This is a genomic window from Pseudomonas sp. gcc21 (assembly GCF_012844345.1).
In the GTDB taxonomy this organism is placed as follows: domain Bacteria; phylum Pseudomonadota; class Gammaproteobacteria; order Pseudomonadales; family Pseudomonadaceae; genus Halopseudomonas.
The window spans coordinates 2,220,786-2,242,207 of the sequence record NZ_CP051625.1 but is presented as its reverse complement, the minus strand read 5'-3'; the positions used below and the strand labels follow the sequence as shown (position 1 = coordinate 2,242,207).

At 59.8% G+C, this 21,422-nt stretch carries 20 protein-coding genes; 12 read left to right on the top strand and 8 right to left on the bottom strand.

The window, feature by feature from the left end:
• Window positions 1–9: 9 nt before the first annotated feature.
• Window positions 10–759 (bottom strand): NRDE family protein, encoded by a 750-nt coding sequence (locus tag HG264_RS10350; protein ID WP_169407577.1) that lies wholly within the window; start codon window positions 757–759, stop codon window positions 10–12.
• Between the two features lie 136 nt (window positions 760–895).
• Here HG264_RS10350 and HG264_RS10345 point away from each other — a divergent pair, with 136 nt between their 5' ends.
• From HG264_RS10345 to HG264_RS10330, 4 genes are read left to right on the top strand one after another with little or no spacing between them, the layout of a single operon-like run.
• Window positions 896–1,678: a sulfite exporter TauE/SafE family protein gene (locus HG264_RS10345; protein WP_169407576.1), complete on the top strand. Its 783-nt coding sequence runs from the start codon at window positions 896–898 to the stop codon at window positions 1,676–1,678.
• A gap of 9 nt (window positions 1,679–1,687) precedes the next feature.
• Window positions 1,688–2,494, top strand: a complete 807-nt coding sequence (lgt, locus tag HG264_RS10340; RefSeq protein ID WP_169407575.1) for a prolipoprotein diacylglyceryl transferase — start codon at window positions 1,688–1,690, stop codon at window positions 2,492–2,494.
• Window positions 2,478–3,272, top strand: coding sequence for a thymidylate synthase (locus HG264_RS10335; RefSeq protein ID WP_169407574.1), 795 nt, complete (start codon window positions 2,478–2,480; stop codon window positions 3,270–3,272). The genes lgt and HG264_RS10335 overlap by 17 nt, the downstream gene beginning before the upstream one ends.
• The gene (locus HG264_RS10330) at window positions 3,269–3,781 is read left to right on the top strand and encodes a dihydrofolate reductase (RefSeq protein ID WP_169407573.1); all 513 of its coding nucleotides are present in this window, start codon (window positions 3,269–3,271) and stop codon (window positions 3,779–3,781) included. Before HG264_RS10335 ends, HG264_RS10330 begins: the two co-directional genes overlap by 4 nt.
• 195 nt (window positions 3,782–3,976) lie before the next feature.
• Here the strand turns inward: HG264_RS10330 and ilvD are convergent, their stop codons facing one another.
• Together ilvD and argA are read right to left on the bottom strand one after the other, a co-directional pair.
• A complete protein-coding gene (gene ilvD / locus HG264_RS10325; RefSeq protein ID WP_169407572.1) occupies window positions 3,977–5,815 on the bottom strand; it encodes a dihydroxy-acid dehydratase in 1,839 nt (612 codons plus the stop codon).
• Between the two features lie 108 nt (window positions 5,816–5,923).
• Window positions 5,924–7,210, bottom strand: a complete 1,287-nt coding sequence (gene argA, locus HG264_RS10320; protein ID WP_169407571.1) for an amino-acid N-acetyltransferase — start codon at window positions 7,208–7,210, stop codon at window positions 5,924–5,926.
• A gap of 207 nt (window positions 7,211–7,417) precedes the next feature.
• Between argA and amn the strand changes: the two genes are divergently transcribed.
• Window positions 7,418–8,887, top strand: coding sequence for an AMP nucleosidase (gene amn, locus HG264_RS10315; protein WP_169407570.1), 1,470 nt, complete (start codon window positions 7,418–7,420; stop codon window positions 8,885–8,887).
• A gap of 239 nt (window positions 8,888–9,126) precedes the next feature.
• Here amn and argE read toward each other — a convergent pair whose 3' ends face one another.
• From argE to HG264_RS10300, 3 genes are all read right to left on the bottom strand, one after another.
• Window positions 9,127–10,278: an acetylornithine deacetylase gene (gene argE / locus HG264_RS10310; protein WP_169407569.1), complete on the bottom strand. Its 1,152-nt coding sequence runs from the start codon at window positions 10,276–10,278 to the stop codon at window positions 9,127–9,129.
• A 153-nt stretch (window positions 10,279–10,431) separates the two neighbouring features.
• Entirely contained in the window at window positions 10,432–11,691 is a 1,260-nt protein-coding gene (locus HG264_RS10305; protein WP_169407568.1) for an inorganic phosphate transporter, read from the bottom strand.
• A gap of 82 nt (window positions 11,692–11,773) precedes the next feature.
• Entirely contained in the window at window positions 11,774–12,451 is a 678-nt protein-coding gene (locus tag HG264_RS10300; RefSeq protein WP_169407567.1) for a TIGR00153 family protein, read from the bottom strand.
• Window positions 12,452–12,557: 106 nt separating this feature from the next.
• On the opposite strand from HG264_RS10300, the gene HG264_RS10295 reads away from it, so the two are divergent.
• From HG264_RS10295 to HG264_RS10285, 3 genes are all read left to right on the top strand, one after another.
• The gene (locus HG264_RS10295) at window positions 12,558–13,961 is read left to right on the top strand and encodes an inorganic triphosphatase (RefSeq protein WP_169407566.1); all 1,404 of its coding nucleotides are present in this window, start codon (window positions 12,558–12,560) and stop codon (window positions 13,959–13,961) included.
• 27 nt (window positions 13,962–13,988) lie between these two features.
• Window positions 13,989–15,788 carry a GspE/PulE family protein gene (locus tag HG264_RS10290; protein WP_169407565.1) on the top strand — a complete coding sequence of 600 codons (1,800 nt, stop codon included), beginning with the start codon at window positions 13,989–13,991 and terminating at the stop codon, window positions 15,786–15,788.
• Window positions 15,789–15,901: 113 nt separating this feature from the next.
• Complete coding sequence (locus HG264_RS10285) at window positions 15,902–16,744, top strand: 23S rRNA (adenine(2030)-N(6))-methyltransferase RlmJ (protein ID WP_169407564.1); 843 nt, start codon at window positions 15,902–15,904, stop codon at window positions 16,742–16,744.
• A gap of 32 nt (window positions 16,745–16,776) precedes the next feature.
• Here HG264_RS10285 and HG264_RS10280 read toward each other — a convergent pair whose 3' ends face one another.
• Complete coding sequence (locus tag HG264_RS10280) at window positions 16,777–17,955, bottom strand: trans-acting enoyl reductase family protein (protein ID WP_169407563.1); 1,179 nt, start codon at window positions 17,953–17,955, stop codon at window positions 16,777–16,779.
• 250 nt (window positions 17,956–18,205) lie between these two features.
• Between HG264_RS10280 and HG264_RS10275 the strand changes: the two genes are divergently transcribed.
• Genes HG264_RS10275 through HG264_RS10260 form a run of 4 tightly spaced genes read left to right on the top strand, consistent with a single transcriptional unit; the run spans window position 18,206 to window position 20,505 of the window.
• Window positions 18,206–18,550, top strand: coding sequence for a hypothetical protein (locus HG264_RS10275; protein WP_169407562.1), 345 nt, complete (start codon window positions 18,206–18,208; stop codon window positions 18,548–18,550).
• Window positions 18,547–18,993 (top strand): hypothetical protein, encoded by a 447-nt coding sequence (locus tag HG264_RS10270; RefSeq protein ID WP_169407561.1) that lies wholly within the window; start codon window positions 18,547–18,549, stop codon window positions 18,991–18,993. The genes HG264_RS10275 and HG264_RS10270 overlap by 4 nt, the downstream gene beginning before the upstream one ends.
• On the top strand, window positions 18,968–19,252 hold the full coding sequence (locus HG264_RS10265) for a hypothetical protein (RefSeq protein ID WP_169407560.1): 285 nt from the start codon (window positions 18,968–18,970) through the stop codon (window positions 19,250–19,252). The genes HG264_RS10270 and HG264_RS10265 overlap by 26 nt, the downstream gene beginning before the upstream one ends.
• Window positions 19,249–20,505 carry an AI-2E family transporter gene (locus tag HG264_RS10260; protein ID WP_169407559.1) on the top strand — a complete coding sequence of 419 codons (1,257 nt, stop codon included), beginning with the start codon at window positions 19,249–19,251 and terminating at the stop codon, window positions 20,503–20,505. Before HG264_RS10265 ends, HG264_RS10260 begins: the two co-directional genes overlap by 4 nt.
• Window positions 20,506–20,529: 24 nt before the next feature.
• On the opposite strand, the gene HG264_RS10255 is transcribed toward HG264_RS10260, so the two are convergent.
• Entirely contained in the window at window positions 20,530–21,387 is an 858-nt protein-coding gene (locus tag HG264_RS10255) for a DMT family transporter (RefSeq protein ID WP_169409094.1), read from the bottom strand.
• Window positions 21,388–21,422: the final 35 nt, after the last annotated feature.

The following is a 21,422-nucleotide window of genomic DNA, read 5'->3' as shown; positions in this document are numbered from 1 at the left end:
CGGTTTGCGTCACCATGTCCAGGTTGACTCGCCAAGCCTGGCGCCCATAGGCCCGAACCGCCGTTCCCTGAATTCAATCCCACCGTCCTGATTGATACGCAAGAGTGTGCTGGCACGGGTGCCGTAGGTGTCGCCGATAATAAACGCGGCAGACAGGGCGCGCTCCCAGTCAGGGTCGATACCGGTGTGGGGCAGTTGGTCGTCGGGATATCGCTGGCTGTCTGCCAAGAGCGCTAGCAGTTGTTCGGCATCTGCGTTGGCAGGAGTGCTGGCGAGTCGCGAGCGTAGGGCTTCGAGCTTCGGCCAGGCTGAATCGAGCGAATCATTGGATAAGCCGTAAACGCCCGGTTGCAACGAAGTGGAACGGCGTTCGCGGCTGTTGATGTGCCAGAGCTGGTCACGGTCGCCGACCAGTAAATTGAACCCGGCGTAGTCATCCAGATGCTCTTTTATCCGGGCGAGAAACGCCTCGGGCGGCTGATCGCAAGCAAGGTAGCGGCTCACCAGTTCGCCGCGTGATCGCGGCCCCTGACGCGCGCCCGGGGCACGGATATTGGTAAGCGCAGCAAAACGTCCTGAGCGGGTAACCCCCATCCAGGTTCCGCCGGCTTCGAGGTCCTTGCCGGCGAGCAGATCTGGTTGCCCTTCATCATCCCAAAAGCTGGCGGCGCGGGCGGGGCGGGCATGGAATTCGTCACGGTTGGCTAGCATTACTAACGGCTGCCCGGCGGTTTGCCAGGCAAAAGCAATCAGGCACATAGATCATCTCCAATGGTCCCCGGAGTGTAGCGCGGCTAACGCGGGGAGGGGAAACGCGGTGGTTTTCAAGTACACTAACCGGCTTGTGAGCGGTGCCCGGCGGCGCGGCTTTTTTGAAGATCAGGAGCGGTAAACCTTGGAATTTCTGATTTATCTCATTCTGGGCGGCTTTGCCGGCACGCTGGCGGGATTGTTTGGTGTCGGTGGCGGCATGATCATCGTGCCGGTTCTGGTCTACAGTTTTACCGTCCAGGGCTTTTCACCCGAGGTGCTTACTCACATGGCGGTCGGTACGTCCCTGGCGACTATCGCTTTCACCTCGATCAATGCCATTCGTGCTCATCACCTGAAGGGCGCGGTGCGCTGGCCCTTGTTCGTCTGGATGGCGGTGGGAATCGTATTCGGTACGATTCTGGGCGCTTTTACCGCTGCGCTGCTTGAAGGCCCCCTGCTGCAGAAAATCATCGGTGTGTTCGCCATTACGATCGCCATTCAGATGATTTTTGATATCAAGCCGAAGGCGGGTATGGATGTGCCTGGCAAGCCTGGTCTGACTGCGGCTGGCGGTGTGATTGGTTGGGCCTCGGCAATCTTTGGTATTGGCGGTGGTTCGCTGACGGTGCCTTTTCTGGTCTGGCGCAGCGTGCCTATGCAACAGGCCGTAGCTACGTCATCTGCCTGCGGACTACCCATTGCTGTGGCCGGCGCTATCAGTTTCATATGGACTGGCTGGAGCGCCGAGCCACTGCCCGACTGGTCGGTGGGATTCGTGTATTTGCCGGCGTTGGTAGGGATCGCCGCGACCAGCATGCTGTTCGCCGGCTTCGGTGCCCGGCTCGCCCATAAGCTGTCCCAGCGGTTGCTGAAGCGCCTGTTCGCGCTGCTGCTGGTGTGTGTCGGCATCAATTTTTTAATCTAGGGATATCCAATGCTGACTTACCCGCAAATCGATCCGGTCGCTCTATCTATCGGTCCGTTACAGATCCATTGGTATGGCCTGATGTATCTGGTCGGTATCGGTGGAGCCTGGTGGCTGGCTGGCCGCCGCCTCGACAGCTTTGCCCCTGACTGGTCGCGTGAGAAGCTTTCCGATCTGGTGTTCTGGGTTGCGCTGGGAGTAATTGCCGGCGGCCGGCTGGGCTATATCCTGTTCTACGATCTGGCTGCCTATATCCAGGATCCGACACTCATGGTGCAGATCTGGAAGGGAGGCATGTCGTTCCACGGTGGTCTGATAGGCGTACTGCTGGCGGTCTGGTGGTTCGGCCGGCGCAATAACAAGCGCTTCTTCGAGCTGATGGATTTCATCGCACCGCTGGTGCCCATCGGGCTCGGAGCAGGGCGCATCGGCAACTTCATCAACGCCGAGCTCTGGGGCAGAGCCTCCGACGTACCCTGGGCAATGGTATTCCCGACCGACCCGCTGCAACTGGCGCGGCATCCGTCGCAGCTGTATCAGTTTGCGCTGGAAGGGGTGGCGCTGTTCGCCATCCTGTGGATCTATTCGCGCAAACCCCGTCCGACCATGGCGGTGAGCGGACTCTTTGGCGTTTGCTATGGCGCGTTCCGCTTCATCGTGGAATTCTTCCGTGAGCCGGACGCGCATCTGGGTTATCTCGCCTTCGGCTGGCTGACCATGGGGCAGCTGTTATGTATTCCAATGATCGTTATCGGCGCAGCAATGATGTGGTGGGCCTACAGCAAAGGGGATGTGAAGCATGAAACAGTATCTTGACCTGATGCGCCTGGTCCGCGAGCAGGGGACCTTCAAGAGCGACCGTACCGGGACCGGCACCTACAGTGTGTTCGGCCATCAGATGCGCTTTGATCTGGCTGAAGGTTTTCCGCTGGTCACCACCAAGAAGTGCCATCTGAAGTCCATCATCCACGAGCTGCTGTGGTTTCTGCAGGGCGACACCAACATCGCCTACCTGAAGCAAAACGGCGTCTCCATCTGGGATGACTGGGCTGATGAAAACGGCGACCTGGGCCCGGTGTATGGATATCAGTGGCGTTCCTGGCCATCCCCGAACGGCGGCTCGATTGATCAGATCAGCAAGCTGCTGGAGATGATCCGCAGCAACCCCGATTCGCGGCGTTTGATTGTTTCAGCCTGGAACCCGGCGCTGGTCGACGATATGGCGCTTCCGCCCTGTCACGCGCTGTTCCAATTCTATGTGGCTGACGGCAAGCTGAGTTGCCAGCTGTACCAGCGCTCGGCGGATATCTTCCTTGGCGTGCCTTTCAATATCGCCAGCTACGCCTTGCTGACGCTGATGATTGCCCAGGTATGCCAGCTTGAGCCGGGTGAGTTCATCTGGACCGGCGGCGATTGCCACCTGTATGCCAACCATATCGAACAGACTGATCTGCAACTGACCCGCGATCCCTTCCCGCTTCCGCGGATGGTCCTGAATCCTGAGGTCACCGATCTGTTCGCCTTCAAGTTTGAAGACTTCAGTCTGCAGAACTACGAAGCGCATCCGCATATCAAGGCGCCGGTGGCCGTATGACAGGCAGCGTGCGCGTTGCCATGATCGCGGCAATGGGACTGAACCGGGTGATCGGACGCGACAATCAGCTGCCCTGGCATCTGCCGGAAGATCTCAAGTATTTCCGCAGCATGACCTGGGGCAAGCCGATCGTCATGGGCCGCAAAACCTTCGATTCCCTGGGGCGGGCTCTGCCGGGCCGCACCAATATCGTCGTTACGGCCCAGCCGGACCTGGAATTACCGGGAGCCAAGGTTGTGGGCTCACTGGATGAAGCTCTGACTGCGGCCAACAATCAGGCTGAGCTCGACGGCGTTGATGAAATCATGATCATTGGCGGCGCGAACATCTACCAGCAGATGCTCGGCCAGACCGATCGCATCTACCTGACCTTGGTTGAAGCAGAGCCTGCCGGGGATGCGTGGTTTCCTGAGCTGCCTGAAGGGCAATGGAAGCTGGTCGAAGAGAGAGCCGTAGCGGCGGGGGAGGATTATCCGGCGCACCGTTATCAGGTGCTGGATTGGGTCTGAAGCAGATTCGAGAAGTATCCAGGGCGGTTACCCGCCCCGGAATAGGCCGAAGCATTCTAAAAACGTAGCGAGCGAAGGCCAGGCAAGGCGGAATCGAGCGAAAGAGCGCACCGGGCTGGCGTACCAGTTTACGAGTGTAAATGAGCATCTTGAACGAGATTCCAACGCAGCATGGCCGAGCGCAGTAGTTTTTAACTATTCCTCCAGCATTGCCTTGTTGCGCACCGCACCTTTGTCAGCACTGGTAGCCAGCAACGCATAGGCTTTCAGCGCTGTGCTGACCTTGCGCGGGCGGATCTCGACCGGCTTCCAGCCTTTCTTGTCCTGTTCAGCGCGGCGCTGCGCCAGCTCCTCATCGCTGATCAGCAGGTTGATGCTGCGGTTCGGGATGTCGATAAGGATCTTGTCACCATTTTGCACCAGGCCAATCGCGCCGCCGGCAGCAGCTTCCGGAGAAGCGTGGCCGATGGACAGGCCAGAGGTGCCGCCGGAGAAGCGTCCGTCGGTCAGCAGTGCACAGTCCGCGCCCAAGCCCTTGGATTTCAGATAGCTGGTCGGGTAGAGCATTTCCTGCATGCCGGGGCCGCCCTTGGGGCCTTCGTAACGAATGATGACCACGTCGCGCGGCTTAACTTCATCGGCAAGAATGCCTTTGACTGCCGAATCCTGGCTCTCGTAGATGCGTGCGTTGCCTTCGAACACGTGGATGGATTCGTCCACACCAGCAGTTTTGACCACACAGCCATCCACTGCGATGTTGCCGTACAGCACGGCCAGGCCGCCTTCGCTGGAGTAAGCGTGCTCGACGCTGCGGATACAGCCATTGGCACGGTCGTCATCCAGTGAGTCCCAGCGGGTCGACTGGCTGAACGCAGTTTGTGTGGGGATGCCTGCGGGGCCGGCGCGGAAGAAGGTGAGAACTTCTTCATCGTCGGTCTGGGTGATATCCCACTTGGCGATAGCCTCTTCCATACTTGGGCTGTGCACAGTAGTGGCGTCGGTGTGCAGCAGTCCGCCACGAGCCAGTGAACCCAGAATGCTGAAGATGCCACCGGCACGGTGCACGTCTTCCATGTGATATTTCTGAATGTTCGGCGCAACCTTGCACAGCTGCGGCACACGGCGTGAGAGCGCGTCGATCGCACGCAGATCGAAATCGATTTCGGCTTCCTGAGCGGCGGCAAGCAGGTGAAGGATGGTATTGGTGGAACCGCCCATGGCGATATCCAGCGTCATGGCATTCTCGAACGCACGCACGTTGGCGATGTTGCGCGGCAGTACGCTGTCGTCACCTTCGGCGTAATAACGGCGACACAGATCGACAATGGTGCGACCCGCCTGCAGGAACAACTGTTCGCGGTCGCTGTGCGTTGCCAGCAGCGAACCGTTGCCGGGCAGAGCGAGGCCGAGGGCTTCGGTCAGGCAGTTCATGGAGTTGGCGGTGAACATGCCGGAGCAGGAGCCGCAGGTCGGGCAGGCGCTGCGCTCGTATTCGGCGACTTTTTCATCGCTGGCACTATCGTCCGCAGCAATCACCATGGCATCGACCAGATCCAGACCGTGGCTGGCGAGCTTGGTCTTGCCGGCTTCCATCGGGCCGCCGGAAACAAATACAACCGGGATGTTCAGGCGCAGCGCGGCCATCAGCATGCCGGGGGTGATCTTGTCGCAGTTGGAGATGCAGACAATGGCGTCAGCACAGTGCGCATTGACCATATACTCCACCGAATCGGCGATGATCTCGCGCGATGGCAGCGAATAAAGCATGCCGTCATGGCCCATGGCGATACCGTCGTCCACTGCGATGGTATTGAATTCCTTCGCCACGCCGCCGGCCCGCTCGATTTCCCGTGCCACCAGTTGGCCCATGTCCTTCAGGTGCACGTGTCCCGGCACAAACTGGGTGAAGGAGTTGGCGACGGCGATAATGGGTTTCTTGAAATCCTCATCCTTCATGCCAGTCGCGCGCCACAGTGCGCGGGCACCGGCCATGTTACGGCCAAAGGTGGATGTTTTCGAGCGGTAATCAGGCATGACGGTTATCTCGTTGTGCGTTGCGAAGCGATGGGCAAGCATACCAAATCGGCCGCGTGCGGGCAGCAGCGGCGCGTCTGGCGGTTGGTGAAGTAGAGAACGGCGCGCTTAGATCGCCTTCTCGAACACCTTGGAATTGCGCTGATAGTTGTACAAGGACGCGCGCTTGGCAGGCAGACGTTCGACGCTGCTGGGGATAAACCCGCGCTCGCGGAACCAGTGGGCGGTGCGCGTCGTGAGTACAAACAAGGTGTCGAGCTTGAGCGCACGCGCCTGTGACTCGATATGTTCCAGCAGCTGATCGCCCCGTCCGCCGTGACGGTAATTGGGGTCAATCGCCACGCAGGCAAGCTCGGCTGCGCTGGAATCCTCGAGTGGATACAGCGCCGCGCAGCCGATGATCATGCCGTCGCGTTCAATCAACGTGAACTGGCTTATCTCGGTCTCAAGCACCTCACGGGAGCGCCGCACCAGAATCCCGGCTTCCTCGAGCGGGCGGAGCAATTCCAGCAAGCCGGCCACGTCTTCCACCGTTGCGGTCCGGATCTGCTCGAAATTCTCCTGGGTGACCAGGGTGCCGCCGCCGTCGCGAGTGAACAACTCGGTCAGCAGCGCGCCGTCTTCGGCAAAACTGATGATGTGGCTACGACGCAGGCCGTTATTGCAGGCTTTGCACGCAGCTGTCAGCAAGGAACCGGGCAGGCTGTTGCCAAGTGTATTGAGCATGGGCATGGCGCGGGTAGGTTTCAGCTCACGCAGCAGCGTTCCTTCTGCATCTAGGATCCCTGCATCCGGTCCGAACAGAATCAGTTTGTCCGCATCCAAAGCGCTGGCCGCACTGGTGGCGACGTCTTCACAGGCCAGATTGAACACTTCGCCCGTGGGCGAATAACCGATGGGTGACAGCAGCACGATCGAGTTCTCGTCCAGGTGTGCGCTGATGGCCTTGCGGTCGATGCGCCGCACTTCGCCGGTATGGTGAAAGTCGACGCCGTCGACAACACCTATGGGCTTGGCCGTTACGAAATTACCGCTGACTACCCGCAGGCGCGAACCCTGACCTGAAGCCGTGCACAACCGGGCTTCGATCGCAATGCGCAGGCTGCCGACAGCGTCCATGACGCAGGCCAGCGTGTCGCTGTCGGTGATGCGCAGATCCCGGTGGTAGCGTGAGTCGATGCCGCGCGCAGCCTGCCGCTCTTCAATCTGTGGACGCGAACCGTGCACCAGCACCAGCCGCACGCCCAGGCTGTTGAGCAGCATGATGTCATGCATGATGTTGGTAAAGTTCGGGTGCGCGAGGGCTTCGCCCGGCAGCAGCATGACGAAGACGCGGTCCCGATGGGTATTGATATAGGGCGTCGAATGGCGGAACCAGTTGACGTAATCGTGCATGCGGAGATCTTCCGTGCAAAAGCAGCAGTTTAGGGACATTCCGCGATGCGCTTCAAGGGCTGTGTGCTGCCCTGGGTCCCTTGCCGTTTTATCGCCGCCGCGACGCAGCTCCTTTGGTGCAGTTCAGGCTCCGGTCGCGCGAGGCTATGCCAAACGGATGTAACAAGGGCAAGATAGTCTCAACAGAGCCATTGAAGAGAGGTCAACGTGAGCCAGAATCCCGCCCCGATTGTTGTTAACTCGGCTGAAGAAGCAGTCGATCGCCTGGCGACGCTGTATGAACAAGCTACCTCTGCCCTGAGTCAGGCACTCAAACATTACCTGAAGGACCGTACGCTACCGAGCGAGCCGCAGAGCCAGCTGTTTCGGTATCCTGAGCTGCGCCTGACCTATGATGCCCAAGGCGAAGCCGCCACCAGCGTCCGTGCGTACGCGAAGGTGCAGGTGCCCGGTACGTACAGCGTGACGGTCACCCATCCGCGTGCTTTCAGAAAGTATCTGCTGGAGCAGTTAGGTCCCTTGATGCGGGACTACACCGTCAAGGTTGAGGTTGGCGTCAGCGACCAGAATATCCCTTACCCCTACGTGGTGGATCAGGGCAATGAACTCGCCGGGTCGGGCGTTACCGCGCGTGAGCTGGCGCGGTATTTCCCCAGTACTGACCTGTCGGCTGTCAGCGACAGCAACGCCGATGGACTGCACGACTGGGAAAATACCGATCAGCTGCCGTTGGCATTGTTCGATGCATCGCGGGTGGATTTTTCCTTGCGGCGACTGGTGCACTACACCGGCAGTGACTGGAAACATGTTCAGCCGTGGATCCTGCTGACCAACTATCACCGGTACGTCGACCAGTTTATTCGCCACGGTCTGGACATGCTCGCCAGCGATTCACGGTTTTTGCGCCTGGTCATGCCGGGCAACGTGGTGATAGAGCGCGGTATGGATGAAGGGGAAGTAGCTGCGCTGGTGGAAGGGGTCGTGTGGCACCGTTACCAGATGCCGGCCTACCACCTGATCGCCGGTGACGGGCATGGCATTACCCTGGTGAACATCGGTGTGGGCCCGTCCAATGCCAAGAACATTACCGATCACCTGGCAGTCCTGCGGCCGCATTGCTGGCTGATGATCGGCCACTGCGGCGGCTTGCGTCAGTCGCAGAATATCGGTGATTACGTGCTGGCCCATGCCTATATGCGCCGCGATGGTATCCTCGATCGTGTTCTGCCACCGCACATCCCGCTGCCTGCGCTCGCAGAAATCCAGATGGCGCTGCAGGAAGCTGCCGCGCAGATCACCGGTGACCGGGGCGATGATCTGAAACGCCGCCTGCGCACCGGCACGGTGCTCACCTATGACGACCGGAACTGGGAGCTGCGCTGGGCTCAGGAGCGCCCGTTGATCAACCAGGCGCGGGCCATCGCGGTGGATATGGAAAGCGGCACCATCGCCGCCCAGGGTTATCGTCTGCGTGTGCCCTATGGGACCTTGTTATGCGTATCGGATAAACCGTTACATAGCGAGATCAAGCTGCCGGGTGCAGCGGGAGCCTTCTATGAGCGAGCAGTCACTCAGCATCTGCATATCGGTATTGCAGCGCTGGATCTACTGCGCAACCAGCTCAACTCACTGCACTCGCGGAAATTGCGCAGCTTTGATGAGCCGCCGTTCAGGTGAGGCTACGTGCCCATGCAGGCTCCAGCGTTAGCTGAACCTCAGAGCGTCTTGCAGACGCTATCGCGGCGGGTCGCCCCTCCCACTTAGGACAGTGTGTACTCAGAGCTCTTCAGTGGGAGGCGTCGGGCCGGGGGGCGCCTCCCACAAGATAGTTTCGTGTTGCACTTGACCAACTGTGGGAGGGGCGACCCGCCGCGATCGGCGGCCGCAGGACGCCCCAGGGTTTAATTGACACATCATCAGCCGCTGAGACAAAACCGCTCTATCAGCTGACGCAATATCTTCACGGTCGGGTCGATCCTATCCATTGCGAGAAATTCGTCCGGTTGGTGCGCCTGGTCGATATCTCCGGGGCCGAGGATGAGCGTTTGCATACCGAGCTGGTTGAGGTATGGCCCTTCTGTCGCGAAAGCGACGCTGCCGGCGCTGTATCCGGTGAGCTGTTCACAGGCCTGAACCAGCGGAGCGTTAGCGGCGGTGTCCAGCGGGGGTACGCCTGGGAACAATGGCAAATAGTCGATACTGATCTGCTGCTCGGCTGCGATGATCTTCAGGCGAGCATGTATCTCGGCACGCAACGCATCGGGATCCATGCCGGGCAGGGGGCGGATGTCGAATTCCAGTGCACAGGTACCGCAGATCCGGTTCGGGTTGTCTCCGCCGTGGATGCAGCCGAGATTCATGGTAGGCACCGGCACGCTGAACAGCGGATTCTGCCAGCGGCGTTGCCAGTCGGTCCTCAACGAAATCAGTTCGCCAATGACACTGTGCATGGCCTCCAGGGCATTGCGACCGAGTGACGGATCAGACGAGTGGCCAGCCTGACCGCTAATCTCCACGCGCTCCATGAGGATGCCTTTGTGTACCCGGATCGGCTTCAGGCCAGTGGGTTCCCCAATCACTGCATGGCGAGCATGGTGCAGGCTGCTGGCAACCAACGCCCGGGCGCCGGTCATTGAACTCTCCTCATCAGCTGTCGCCAGTATGATCAGCGGCTGGTGAAACGAGCGGTCCCGATAGTCTTTCACCGCTTCGATGATAAGCGGGAAAAAGCCCTTCATATCGCAGCTGCCCAGCCCGTACCAGCGGCCATCAGCTTCGGTCAGGGCGAAGGGATCATATTTCCAGCGTTCCGGGTTGCATGGCACGGTGTCCGTATGGCCGGCCAATACCAGGCCGCCTGGGCCGCTGCCGAGTATGGCCACCAGATTGGCCTTGCCAGGCTGGCCTTCTATAGCCTGTATATTGCACGAGAAGCCCAGCTCTTCCAGCCAACTTGCCAGAAGGTTGATCACCTCCATGTTGGACTGGTCATGCTCCGGCTGGGTGCAGCTTATGGACGGGGCTTTGAGCAGCGCTTCGAATTGCGCCCTGAGAGAGGGTAGGCCCATGTTTGGCTCCTGGCGTGTGGTGTCGTTACGTCGCGGGTGCGTCGTCCAGTCAACGTCCTGGGGTGGGACGGCGAACATATGATGCGCGAGAAACGACAACACACCCTGGTGACGTAAGCTGAATGGTCAGGTTACGTCACCAGGCGCGGCGAGTCAGCCGAATATGCCAGTAAGAATGAAGAAGAACAGGATCGACAGCGCGGCGCCAGCGGGCAGGGTTACCAGCCAGGAACTGAAGATACGGCCGATAACGTGCAGATTCAGCGCGCCGATACCCCGCGCCATACCTACACCAAGAACTGCGCCGACCAGCGTGTGGGTGGTGGACACCGGCAAGCCAATGGTGGAAGCACCAACTACCGTAGCGGCAGTCGCCAGCTCTGCAGCGAAGCCGCGACTTGGCGTCAGTTCCGTGATGTGCTTGCCGATGGTCGCGATGACACGGTACCCGTAGGTAGCCAGACCCACCACGATACCCGCCGCACCCAGCAGCAGAATCCAGCCGGGCACCAGAGTGGTTTCGCCCATCTCGCCGCCGCTCTGCAGTACGCCGACAATCGCAGCGAGGGGGCCGACCGCATTGGCCACGTCATTCGAGCCGTGGGCAAAGGCCATGGAACAGGCGGTAAAGATCATCAGCACCGCGAAAACCTTCTCAACGCTGGCGAAATAGAAGGTCTTGTCGGCTTCAGGGTCGATCTGGATGCGGGACAGCAGAATCAGACCCAGGCCAGTGATCAGCAGCCCGATCAGGGTGGCCAGGCCGAGCGCCTGCCAGCCGGAGATATCCAGACCGACGTGCTTGAGTCCCTTGGTCACCGTCATCAGGGTAACCAGGAAGCCGACCGCAAACATATAGAAGGGGACGTAGCGCTTGGCGTTGAGGAAGGGTTCTTCGGTGTTCAGGATCAGCTTGTGCACGCTGAGGAAGATACTGAAAGCGATCACGCCGGACAGCAGTGGCGAAATGACCCAGCTTGAAACAATGGGGACAACGCCTCCCCAGTTTACGGCATCAACCGAGACGCCCACCGCGCCGAAGCCAATCACCGCGCCGATAATCGAGTGGGTGGTTGAAACCGGCCAACCCCGGGTCGACGCGATGAACAGCCATGAACCTGCAGCGAGGAGTGCGGCCAGCATGCCGAATACCATCTGTTCGGGGCTGATCATGCTGGAATCGAGGATGCCGCTTCTTACCGTCTGGGTAACTTCTCCACCCGCCAGATAGGCGCCGAGAAATTCGAATACGATGGCGATCATGATCGCCTGCTTGATAGTCAGCGCGCGGGAGCCAACTGACGTTCCCATGGCGTTGGCGACATCGTTGGCGCCGACGCCCCATGCCATGAAGAAACCGAAAAGGCAGGCAAGGATCAGCAGCACGGTGCCGTATTCTGCGATGAGGGTCATAATCAAATGCTCTGTTGGTATGCGTGTAAGGGCTGGCCTTCAGCGGAAGCTGCCGTTTCGTTGTGCAGAAACGGCAACGTCCCTAGCGGGCCATCAATAATTCCAGGCGGTTTCCAACACGTTGTGCCCGGTCTGCCACGTCACCAATCCATTCGATGATCTTGTACAGAAACATTACGTCCACTGGAGGAAGATCCTTTTCCAGCTGATACAGCTCTGCGCGCAACTTGATCTGCAAGTTGTCGGTTTCGTGCTCGATACGGTCGAGTTCATCAATCAGCTTTTCAACCAGCGTTACTTCGCGGCCGGAGAAGCCTGTTTCCAGCAATTCGTCGAGCTCGTTCATGGCTCGCAAAGCCTGCGCTGCTGCGTCTACTGAACGACCGACAAAAGTCTTGAAACCGGCTTGCAACGGCCCTGGAATGGTCATCTTGCGGCCCAGCATGAGGCCGGCGATATCCTTGGCGCGGTTGGCTACTTTGTCCTGTACACTCAGCAGTTCCAGCAGGTCCGAACGCGGCACGGGCAGAAACAGACTCTTGGGCAGGTGCACGCGGACATCTTTTTTCAGCTTGTCTGCGGCGCGCTCCAGCTCAGCGATTTCCTGCTGAATACGTTCGGCTTCGGTCCAGTTATCGGCGATAACGGCATCGATGAAGTCGTTCAGCTTCGCTGCGCACTCATGAGCCTTGGCAATATGCAGTTGCATGGGGCCGATAGGCGAGCGACCGAACAGGCTTAGAAAAGGATTGTTGGGCATGAAGGCTCCAAGGCTTTTTAAGGCCGCAAATTATAGATGTTGATCCCCGCCACGTCACCCAAACGGTATTAACGTCGCGTCCGGCGAAACTATACAGAGAATTACAATGGTCAAAGAGACAGAAATCAAACTCCGTGTAACGCCCAAAACACTGGCGGCACTGCGCGAACACCCGCTGTTGGCCGAGCGGTTATCCGGCGAATGGCATTCCGGTCTCCTGCATAACCAATACTATGACACCGCTACGCGGGATCTTGTCGCAGCCAGGGTTGCGCTGCGGCTGCGGCGCGATGGTGATCAATATATACAGACCCTGAAAAGCCGTGGTCAGAGCGTTGCCGGCTTGTCTGAACGCAACGAGTGGGACTGGCCGCTGAGCCAGGATCATCTGGATCTCTCGTTGCTGGATGACAGTTGCTGGCCCCAGGCGCTGGCCGATCTCGATCTGAGCCAGCTGCAGCCGTTGTTCACCACTGATTTCCAGCGCACACGAGCGATTATCAAGTGGGAACGCGAAGGCGAGCCGGTTGAAGTGGAAGTGGCGCTGGACGAAGGCAGGGTCATCGCCGGCGAGCATGAAGAGCCGATCTGTGAACTCGAACTGGAGGTGCGCCAGGGGCCGGCCGTCGCCGTGCTTGAACTGGCGGCACGCCTCGCCGCCGACCTGCCGTTGATGCCCTGTGATATCAGCAAGGCGGAACGCGGTTATCGGCTGTTCGATCCGGCCAGTTATGCACTCAAGCCCGCCTTTGTTCAATGGAGTGCCGAGTCCACGGTGGACGAGGTCATTGCCGGCGCTGGCTGGCAGTTGCTGGGCCACACCCAGCGCCTGGCCGAACAGTATCGCCACACCGGGCAATGGAAACTGTTCCGCGATCTGACAACCCATCTCGGTGTGTTGCGCGCCTATTTTGGCGTGTTCGATCTGGCCCTGCCGCGCTCCGCCGGGCAGTCCTTTGTGCAGCCGCTTGATCAGCTGATCGGCGCGTTTCGTCCGCTGGCGCTGGCAGGCTGGGCCGATGACGAAGAGAGCCAGGCAGCGCGCGACAAAGCGCCTGCATTGTTTGACGAGGTGATTCAGGACCGCGCCTGGGGTGAGTTGTTCATATCGCTGGCGTTGTGGCTGCACCAATCCGGCTGGAGACAGGCACGCCCGCCACGGGGCGACAAGATCGGCGCGCTGGCAGTGCCGCGCTGGTTGCTTGCCGCGGTGGCCAAGGAGATACAGAGTCTGGTCGTGCCCCACCACAATGAACCGGATTCGGCGGTCAGCGAATGGATGGACCAACAGCCGCGGCTGGGCCGCTTGTATTTCCTGCTGTCCGGTTTCCGTCAGTTGCTGGATGTACCCGAAGCTGATCGTCTGTTCGGCGAGCTGAACAAGTTGCAGGCTTTGCTTGAGCAGTATCCGCTGGTTGATGCGGAACAGCGACCGGCCCTGCTGGCGGCGCTGCGCAATCAGGGTCAACGTCTACGGCGGCTGGATGCCTGGAGAGTGCTCAATAACTAAGAGCCGAAGCCGGAAAGGGAGAAAGGGATGCTGCATCTGAAGGAGCTGGTTACCGTGGAAAGCGACCGCTTGCTGGATCTGACCGACCTGCTCAAGGCGCTGGTGGGGCAGGGCCGAATGGACCTCGATACGGCCGAGCAGGTGAGCACGCTGCGCCGTGCGGCGGTCGGCGAGACGCAAGCGCTGCATCCGCTGGAATTCATTGCCACACAGAATCTGGACGATCTCTCCCGGCCGGGCAAGACACTTGATCTGGAGAGCCTCAGCCGCTGGCTTGCGGCCGAGGCGGGCCAGCCGTTCTATCGCATCGACCCGTTGAAGATCAACGTTGCCGAGGTCACGCCGCTGATGTCGTTCGCCTTTGCGCAGAGGCACAGGATCCTCGCGGTTGAAGTCAACGAACGCCAGGTCACCATTGCCAGCGCCCAGCCATGGGTAACCAGCTGGGAAGCCAATCTTAACCATGTGCTGAAGCGGGAAATCCTGCGCGTGGTCGCCAGTCCGGCGGACATCCAACGTTATTCACTCGAGTTTTACCGGCTGGCACGCTCGGTCAGCGGGGCCAACAACAGCGAGCAGAAGAACACCAGCATCGGCAATTTCGAACAGCTGCTGAATCTTGGCAACATGAGTCAGGAGCCGGACGCCAACGATGCCCACGTAGTCAATATCGTCGACTGGCTGTTTCAATACGCCTTCGAGCAGCGCGCCAGTGATATCCACATTGAGCCACGCCGTGAAACCGGTAGCGTCAGGTTGCGTATCGACGGTGTGCTGCATACGGTTTACAGCTTCCCGCTGCAGGTGGCGGTGGCGGTGGTCAGCCGGCTGAAAACACTCGGTCGGATGAACGTCGCCGAGAAGCGCAAGCCGCAGGACGGCCGGGTAAAGACCAAATCGCCGCAGGGTAACGAGGTGGAGTTGCGGCTTTCTACCCTGCCAACCGCCTTTGGCGAAAAGATGGTGATGCGGATTTTCGATCCGGACGTGCTGCTGCGTAGCTTCGATCAGCTGGGGTTTTCCGGCGAGGACAAACGCCGTTGGCAGCACATGGTTGGCCAACCCAATGGCATCGTGCTGGTGACCGGCCCAACCGGCTCCGGCAAGACAACAACGCTGTACACCACCCTGAAGAAGCTGGCGACCCCGGAAGTAAACGTCTGCACGGTGGAAGATCCGATCGAGATGGTCGAGGAAAGCTTCAACCAGATGCAGGTCCAGCACAACATCGATCTCAATTTCGCCAGCGCGGTGCGCGCCCTGATGCGCCAGGATCCGGACATCATCATGATCGGCGAGATTCGGGACCTGGAAACCGCTGAAATGGCGATCCAGGCAGCGCTGACAGGTCACCTGGTGTTATCCACCCTGCATACCAACGATGCCCCCAGCTCGGTCAGCCGCTTGATTGAACTCGGCGTGCCGGCTTATCTGATCAAGGCAACGGTGCTGGGGGTCATGGCCCAGCGTCTGGTGCGCACCCTGTGTCCGCACTGCAAGGTTCACACGCAGGTGGATGAAGCTGCCTGGCGCGAACTGACCCGTCCGTGGAATGCGCCGCTGCCGGCTAATGCCCATGGCCCTGTAGGTTGCCCGGAGTGTCGGGAAACCGGCTATCGAGGCCGTGCCGGCGTGTATGAACTGATGCCATTGAGTGACAGCCTCAAGCCGCTGGTGCAGTCGGATATCGATCTCCACGCGTTGCGTCGCCAGGCCTACAAGGAAGGCATGCACAGCCTGCGACTCTCAGGTGCGCAGAAAGTCGGCGCCGGGTTGACGACAATCGAGGAAGTGCTTCGCGTGACGCCTACCAGCCAGCAGAGCTGAACGATGAGCGCTGGCAATCTGCGGAGTCATCGCGGACGGCTTGCCAGCCTCGCTTGCGGCCGCCCCTTATCCATCCCTAGAATGCCGGCGTTTGCCGCTAACGAGTTCGTATCATGAATTACCGCCACAGTTACCACGCCGGCAATCACGCTGACATCTTCAAGCACGCCGTACTGTTGCGCATGGCGACGCTGATGCAGCGCAAGGACACGCCGTATTGCTACCTCGACAGTCATGCCGGCACGGCAATGTATGATCTGGAAGGGGAGGCGGCCGGCAAAACCGGCGAATACCGTGACGGTATTGCCCGTCTGTGGGACAGGGATGACCTGCCGGCTATGTTTGCCGCACTGCGCAGCGCTGTCGCCGCGCACAACCCGGATGCGGCCCTGCGCTATTACCCTGGTTCACCCCAGCTGATCGCCGACTCGCTGCGCGAGCAGGACCGCATGATTCTCAGCGAACTGCATCCTGAAGACGCGGCCACTTTGCGCGAGCACTTCAGTCATGACGCGCGCATCGCGGTGCACCAGCGCGATGGGTACGAACTGGCCAAAGCCTTTCTGCCGGTCGCCGAAAAACGCGCCCTGTGGTTACTGGATCCGCCCTTTGAAAAGGAAAACGAGCTGGCGCGCTGTCTGGTGTCGATGCAAACCGCGATACAGCGCATGCGGCAGACCGTCATTGCGCTCTGGTATCCGATCAAGGACCAGCGTCTGTTACGCGACTTCTACCGCCAGGTGGCTGACTCCGGGCTGCCCAAGGTGCTACGCGTGGAGCTGAATGTGCGTCCGGCTGATAACCAGCTCGGACTGAACGGTTCGGGCCTGATGTTAGTAAACCCACCCTGGCCGCTGTGGGAGGAGCTGGACACCGCCTTGCCATGGCTGGCGAAGGTCCTGGCGCAATCCGGCGATGGCGAATGTCGGATGGATTGGCTGGTGGGTGAACCCTAAGCCCGCGCCCGGACTGGCGCGGGCTTAGCCGGTCAGTCTTCCAGCTTGAACGTCAAGCCGGCATGCTCGGTCAGCCGTTTGATGAGCCGCTCGCCCATGGCTGGGGCAGTGGTCCAGATACCCCCGGCAGTATCGGTTGCATCGCGTACCAGACAGACCGCGCTCTCGGCGATCATGCGTGATGTCGAGCCGTATCCCGGGTCTCGCTTGCCGGAAACGCTGGCTTTGATGGTTTTGCCGTCATCCGACTCACCGATGAACAGGATGTCGTAATAGCCGTTCTCTCGCTCCTGCGCAGTCGGTCCTTCACCCGGCTTCGGAGCCTCGTCGCTGGAAAGCGAACGGTCCGACGCCACCGCCTCGGCAATGGCTTTGCCCTGCTCGCCGGGGCCGGTCAATAGCATCTCGTCATAGACAAAATGCTCGCCGTAGGCGTGGCCAAGCAGCGAGTTGGAGCGATGAACATTACGCGTATTGATCGCTGCCATGATGAAGGGCGCAGCCCAGCTATCCAGGCTCGCATCATACTCAGGCTTACTCGCCGGCGGTTGCTCGGGCCCGGTGAAGCCCGGCGCAAGCGCAAAGTGATTGCTGAGCAGCTGATATATCTCCGGATTGGCCTTGGCCGCCGCCATGGTTGCTTTAAGGCTGGCTGCGGTTCCTCCGGAGAAGGTGCCTTTCATTTTTCTGACCCGGCCCTTGACCCTCGATACTGGCCCACCGAACCGCTCGTTCGCGGCCTGTTGCAGGTAGTACACTCCCAGATCGAAAGGGATCGAATCAAAACCGCAGGAGAACACGATGCGTGCACCGCTGGCCTTGGCCGCGTCGGCATGTGCGTCGATCATCTGGCGCATCCACGCGGGTTCGCCGCACAGGTCTACATAATCGGTCCCGCTCTCAGCGCACGCGGCCACCAGTTCCGAGCCATACAGCTGATAAGGTCCGACGGTGGTCAGCACCACGCGCGTTCGCTCGACCATCGCGTAAAGGCTGGCCGGATCACTGGCATCAGCGACGACCAGAGGCGTCTCAGCAGGAGCGCCGATCTCGTCGCGCACCGCTGCCAGTTTTTCCGCATTACGACCCGCCATCGCCCAGCGTAACGTCTTGTCATCGGCATATTCCCGCGCCAGGTATTCGGCTACCAGGCGGCCTGTATAGCCCGTCGCTCCATAAACAACTATGTCGAATTCCGGTGTTTTTCGCATTTCCGGCTACCCTGTCAGATACGGTTGATGTCGGCAGCTGTCTGCCGTGTCGAGCCATCAGTCTGGCACAGACTGGTATCCCATGGCGCGCCTGCTGTGCAGTGCCGTTGCGTCCTTGGTGCTTCACGGCGGGGCAACGGCGGGGGCTCAAGCGCAACTCATTTGTCTGATCGGGGGAACATTGGCGAGCCGGGGGTGGTCAAGAACTCTGTGAAACATCACTTAGCTGATTCGATTTAGGAGCATGCACATGGTAGCTGCGAATTTGGATAAAGCCGCTGAATCGGTAAAGAAAGCCGTGAACAGCGAAGAAAGTTCGAAGGAAATCGATTCTGGTAAGGACGCGGTCATGGCCGCTTTCGACAAACTGATGGAGGCCAAATCGCATTTCCTGCACGCGGCGGAAACGTCTGGCCTGGACCTCAAGAACGGAGCATCGAGCCAATTTATGAAAGGCAGAGAACAAGCACAAGCGCAGATCCAGCAGTACACCGGCCAAGCCACTAGCTTTATCCGGGAAAAGCCACTTACCTCACTCGGCATCGCCTTTGCTGCCGGTTTCGTTGTCTCCAAGCTTTGCACTAAATCGAAATGAGTGAGATCCCGGATCAGTCCAGGCCGGGCGAAGGTGAGACGGCGACAGGTGAGGCGGATCTGCAGACGGAACTGAAAGCACTGGCTGAATGGGCCAAGCATGCTGCCCTGACCGGTAAGGATCTGGGTAAGCTGGCTTTCACGGAAATCCGCCTGACCATGTCCGAGAGCGGGAGAATTGCAGTTCTCGCTCTGGCCATGTTGCCCCTCGCACTGCTGGCCTGGATAGGTGTATCGGTCCTGCTCGGTTGGTGGGCTTACGTGCCTAGCGAGTCGGTAACTCTGGGGTTGGTGGCGTTCCTTGCAGTGCAGATCATTCCGATGCTGATTATGCTGATGATGATCAAGAGCTCCAGCAAGAATCTCGGGTTGAAGACGACCAAGCAGCATATCCACGCGTTCAGACAAGGAATCAAAGATGGCGCGCAAAGACCTGATCAATGAGGTCAAGCAAATCAACGAGCAGCTCAAACTCGAAAGGGGATTGCTGAAGCTCGAAGGGATGCAGCGAATGGCGTTTCTCAGACGCCAGTCACCGCTCTGGATTCTTGGCGGCGGGTTGGCAGTCGGATTGTTAGCGGGCTTGTCCAGCGGTGCCGGGCGTAAGAGCCTGTTGGCGTTCAGCATTGAAGGTTTGCGATTGTGGCGCATCGCGACAATGTGGATGCCCTCATCCTCGTCAGCGCTGGAAGGCGATGCATGACCGACGAGAACGGCAGGGAGCCGTTCGCTGACCATCGCGCACCAGCCCCTATTGATCCCGAAGCCCAGCTAGACCCTATAGCAATCCCAGTGTCCCAGCCCGCAACGGTTTCCCCGACCGTCTGGCTGCTGGGACTTGCTGCTGTCTACACGCTTTATTTCGCCAAGACGCTGCTGATGCCCATAGTGGTAGCGATGCTGTTTTCGCTATTGCTGGGCCCGTTGGTTACCGGACTCAAACGCATTTACGTTCCGCGGACGGTGTCTGCGGTCGTTATCATGGCGGTGCTGCTTGGCCCCTTCACCCTGCTTGTCATGCAGCTGACCGAGCCAGCCCAGAAATGGGCAAAGCAGTTGCCTGATCTGTCTGAACAGCTCACCGAGCGGCTGGATGAATTCACCGAAAGCCTGCAATCCGAACGCAGGCGCGCTCCGGCTGCGCCTGCACCTCAGCCAGCGCAGGTCGAAGAGGAGGAGGAACGGGGTTTCCGGCTGTTCGGCTGGTTTCGTGGAGACAAGGAAGAGGAGCCCGAGCCGGAGCCGCCACCCGTGGTGGTCGAGCCGCCGTTGAAAGAGGAAGACCAGGTCAGCGCGCGCATACGGCAGGGTGGAATGGAAGCGGTGATTTCCGTGTTGAGTGCGACCCCGCTGGTACTTGCCCAGCTGGTGACCAGCGTGATTCTGATCCTGTTTCTGCTGATCTTCGGGCCCAACCTGTTCGCCGCCTTCGTTGACGTTTTCCCGCATGCTCGTGATAAGCGCATGACCATCATGCTGGTGCGTGAGATCCAGCGCGAGCTGTCGCGCTACATCCTGACAGTCAGCATCATCAATACCTGCCTGGGCCTGGTGACGGGCGGCGCCTTGTGGCTGTATGGCGTTGAGGACGCGATGCTCTGGGGCGCGCTCGTAGCATTGGCCAACTTCGCGCCCTACGTGGGTCCGATCCTGGCGATGATCATTCTGGCGATCGCCGGGCTGGTGCAGTACGGGCCAGAGCTGGCAGCGCTGATGCCGGTGTTGATCTTCTTCTGCATCAATCTGGTCGAGGCGCAGTTTGTGACGCCGATCATGCTCGGCCGCAATATGCGACTCAACCCGCTGGTGGTGATGGTCTGGCTGATTCTTTGGGGCTGGATGTGGGGCGCGGTGGGCGTGCTATTGGCAGTCCCCCTGCTGGTATGCCTGAAGCTCGCCGCCGCACGTATGAATATCCTGCCGGACTGGGTGCGGGTGATCGAAACCCGGGCTTGATCAACCCGGCGCGGCAAGCGCGCCTCAGGCTGGCTCCGGGGCGCGGCTGACCAGAGCCAGCGCCGAGATAATCAGCAGACCTCCCAGCAGCATGCGAATGGTCGGCTCCTCACCGAACAGATACCAGGCAAACAGAATCCCGTAGACGGGCTCGAGCGCGAAGAACAGGGACGCAACACGTGCCTTGAGTACTGTCAGGCTGGCGACGAACAATCCGTGCGCCAGCCCTGTGCAGAACAGCCCGAGCAGCGCCAGCCATAGCCAGTCAAGCGCATCGACCTGGACCAAGGCAACGCCGCTGAAGGGTAGCAGGCAGGCAAATATCACGATGTTTTGCCAGAAAGCCACCTGCACAGCATGCAGATGGCCGCTGGTCAGACGATTGCCAACGGATACCGCTGCGAAGCAGAAACCCGACAGGATCGCCCATAGCAGACCGGTCGTGGCGCCGTGGCTAAGGTTAAAAGCCGGGGCGACCAAGACCAGGCCAATACAGATCAGGCCGACCTTGAGCAGGTCGCGGGGGCTGGGCTGTTCGCGCCAGAAAATCATTTCGAGAATGACCACGAAGGCTGGAAAGCTGGCGAACCCCAGGGTGCCGATGCCCACGCCGGCAATCTTCACCGCATGGAAAAAGGTCAGCCAGTGCACGCCGAGAAAAAAGCCGCACATCGCCAGTTGCAGGAATCGCTGCCGTGTTACGCCACGCAGGATCGGGCGAGTAAATAGACGGGCAAACAAGAACAAGGCTGCCACCGCAAACAGCGCACGGCCGAGTACGATCACCACCGGGCCGGCCTGGATCAGCTTGCCGAATATCCCGGTCAAGCCGAACATCAACGCAGCCACATGCATGCTCAACAGGGCGCGGCTATGGGTCATCGGCATCATGCGAAGAATGCGCTTGGGAGGACAGC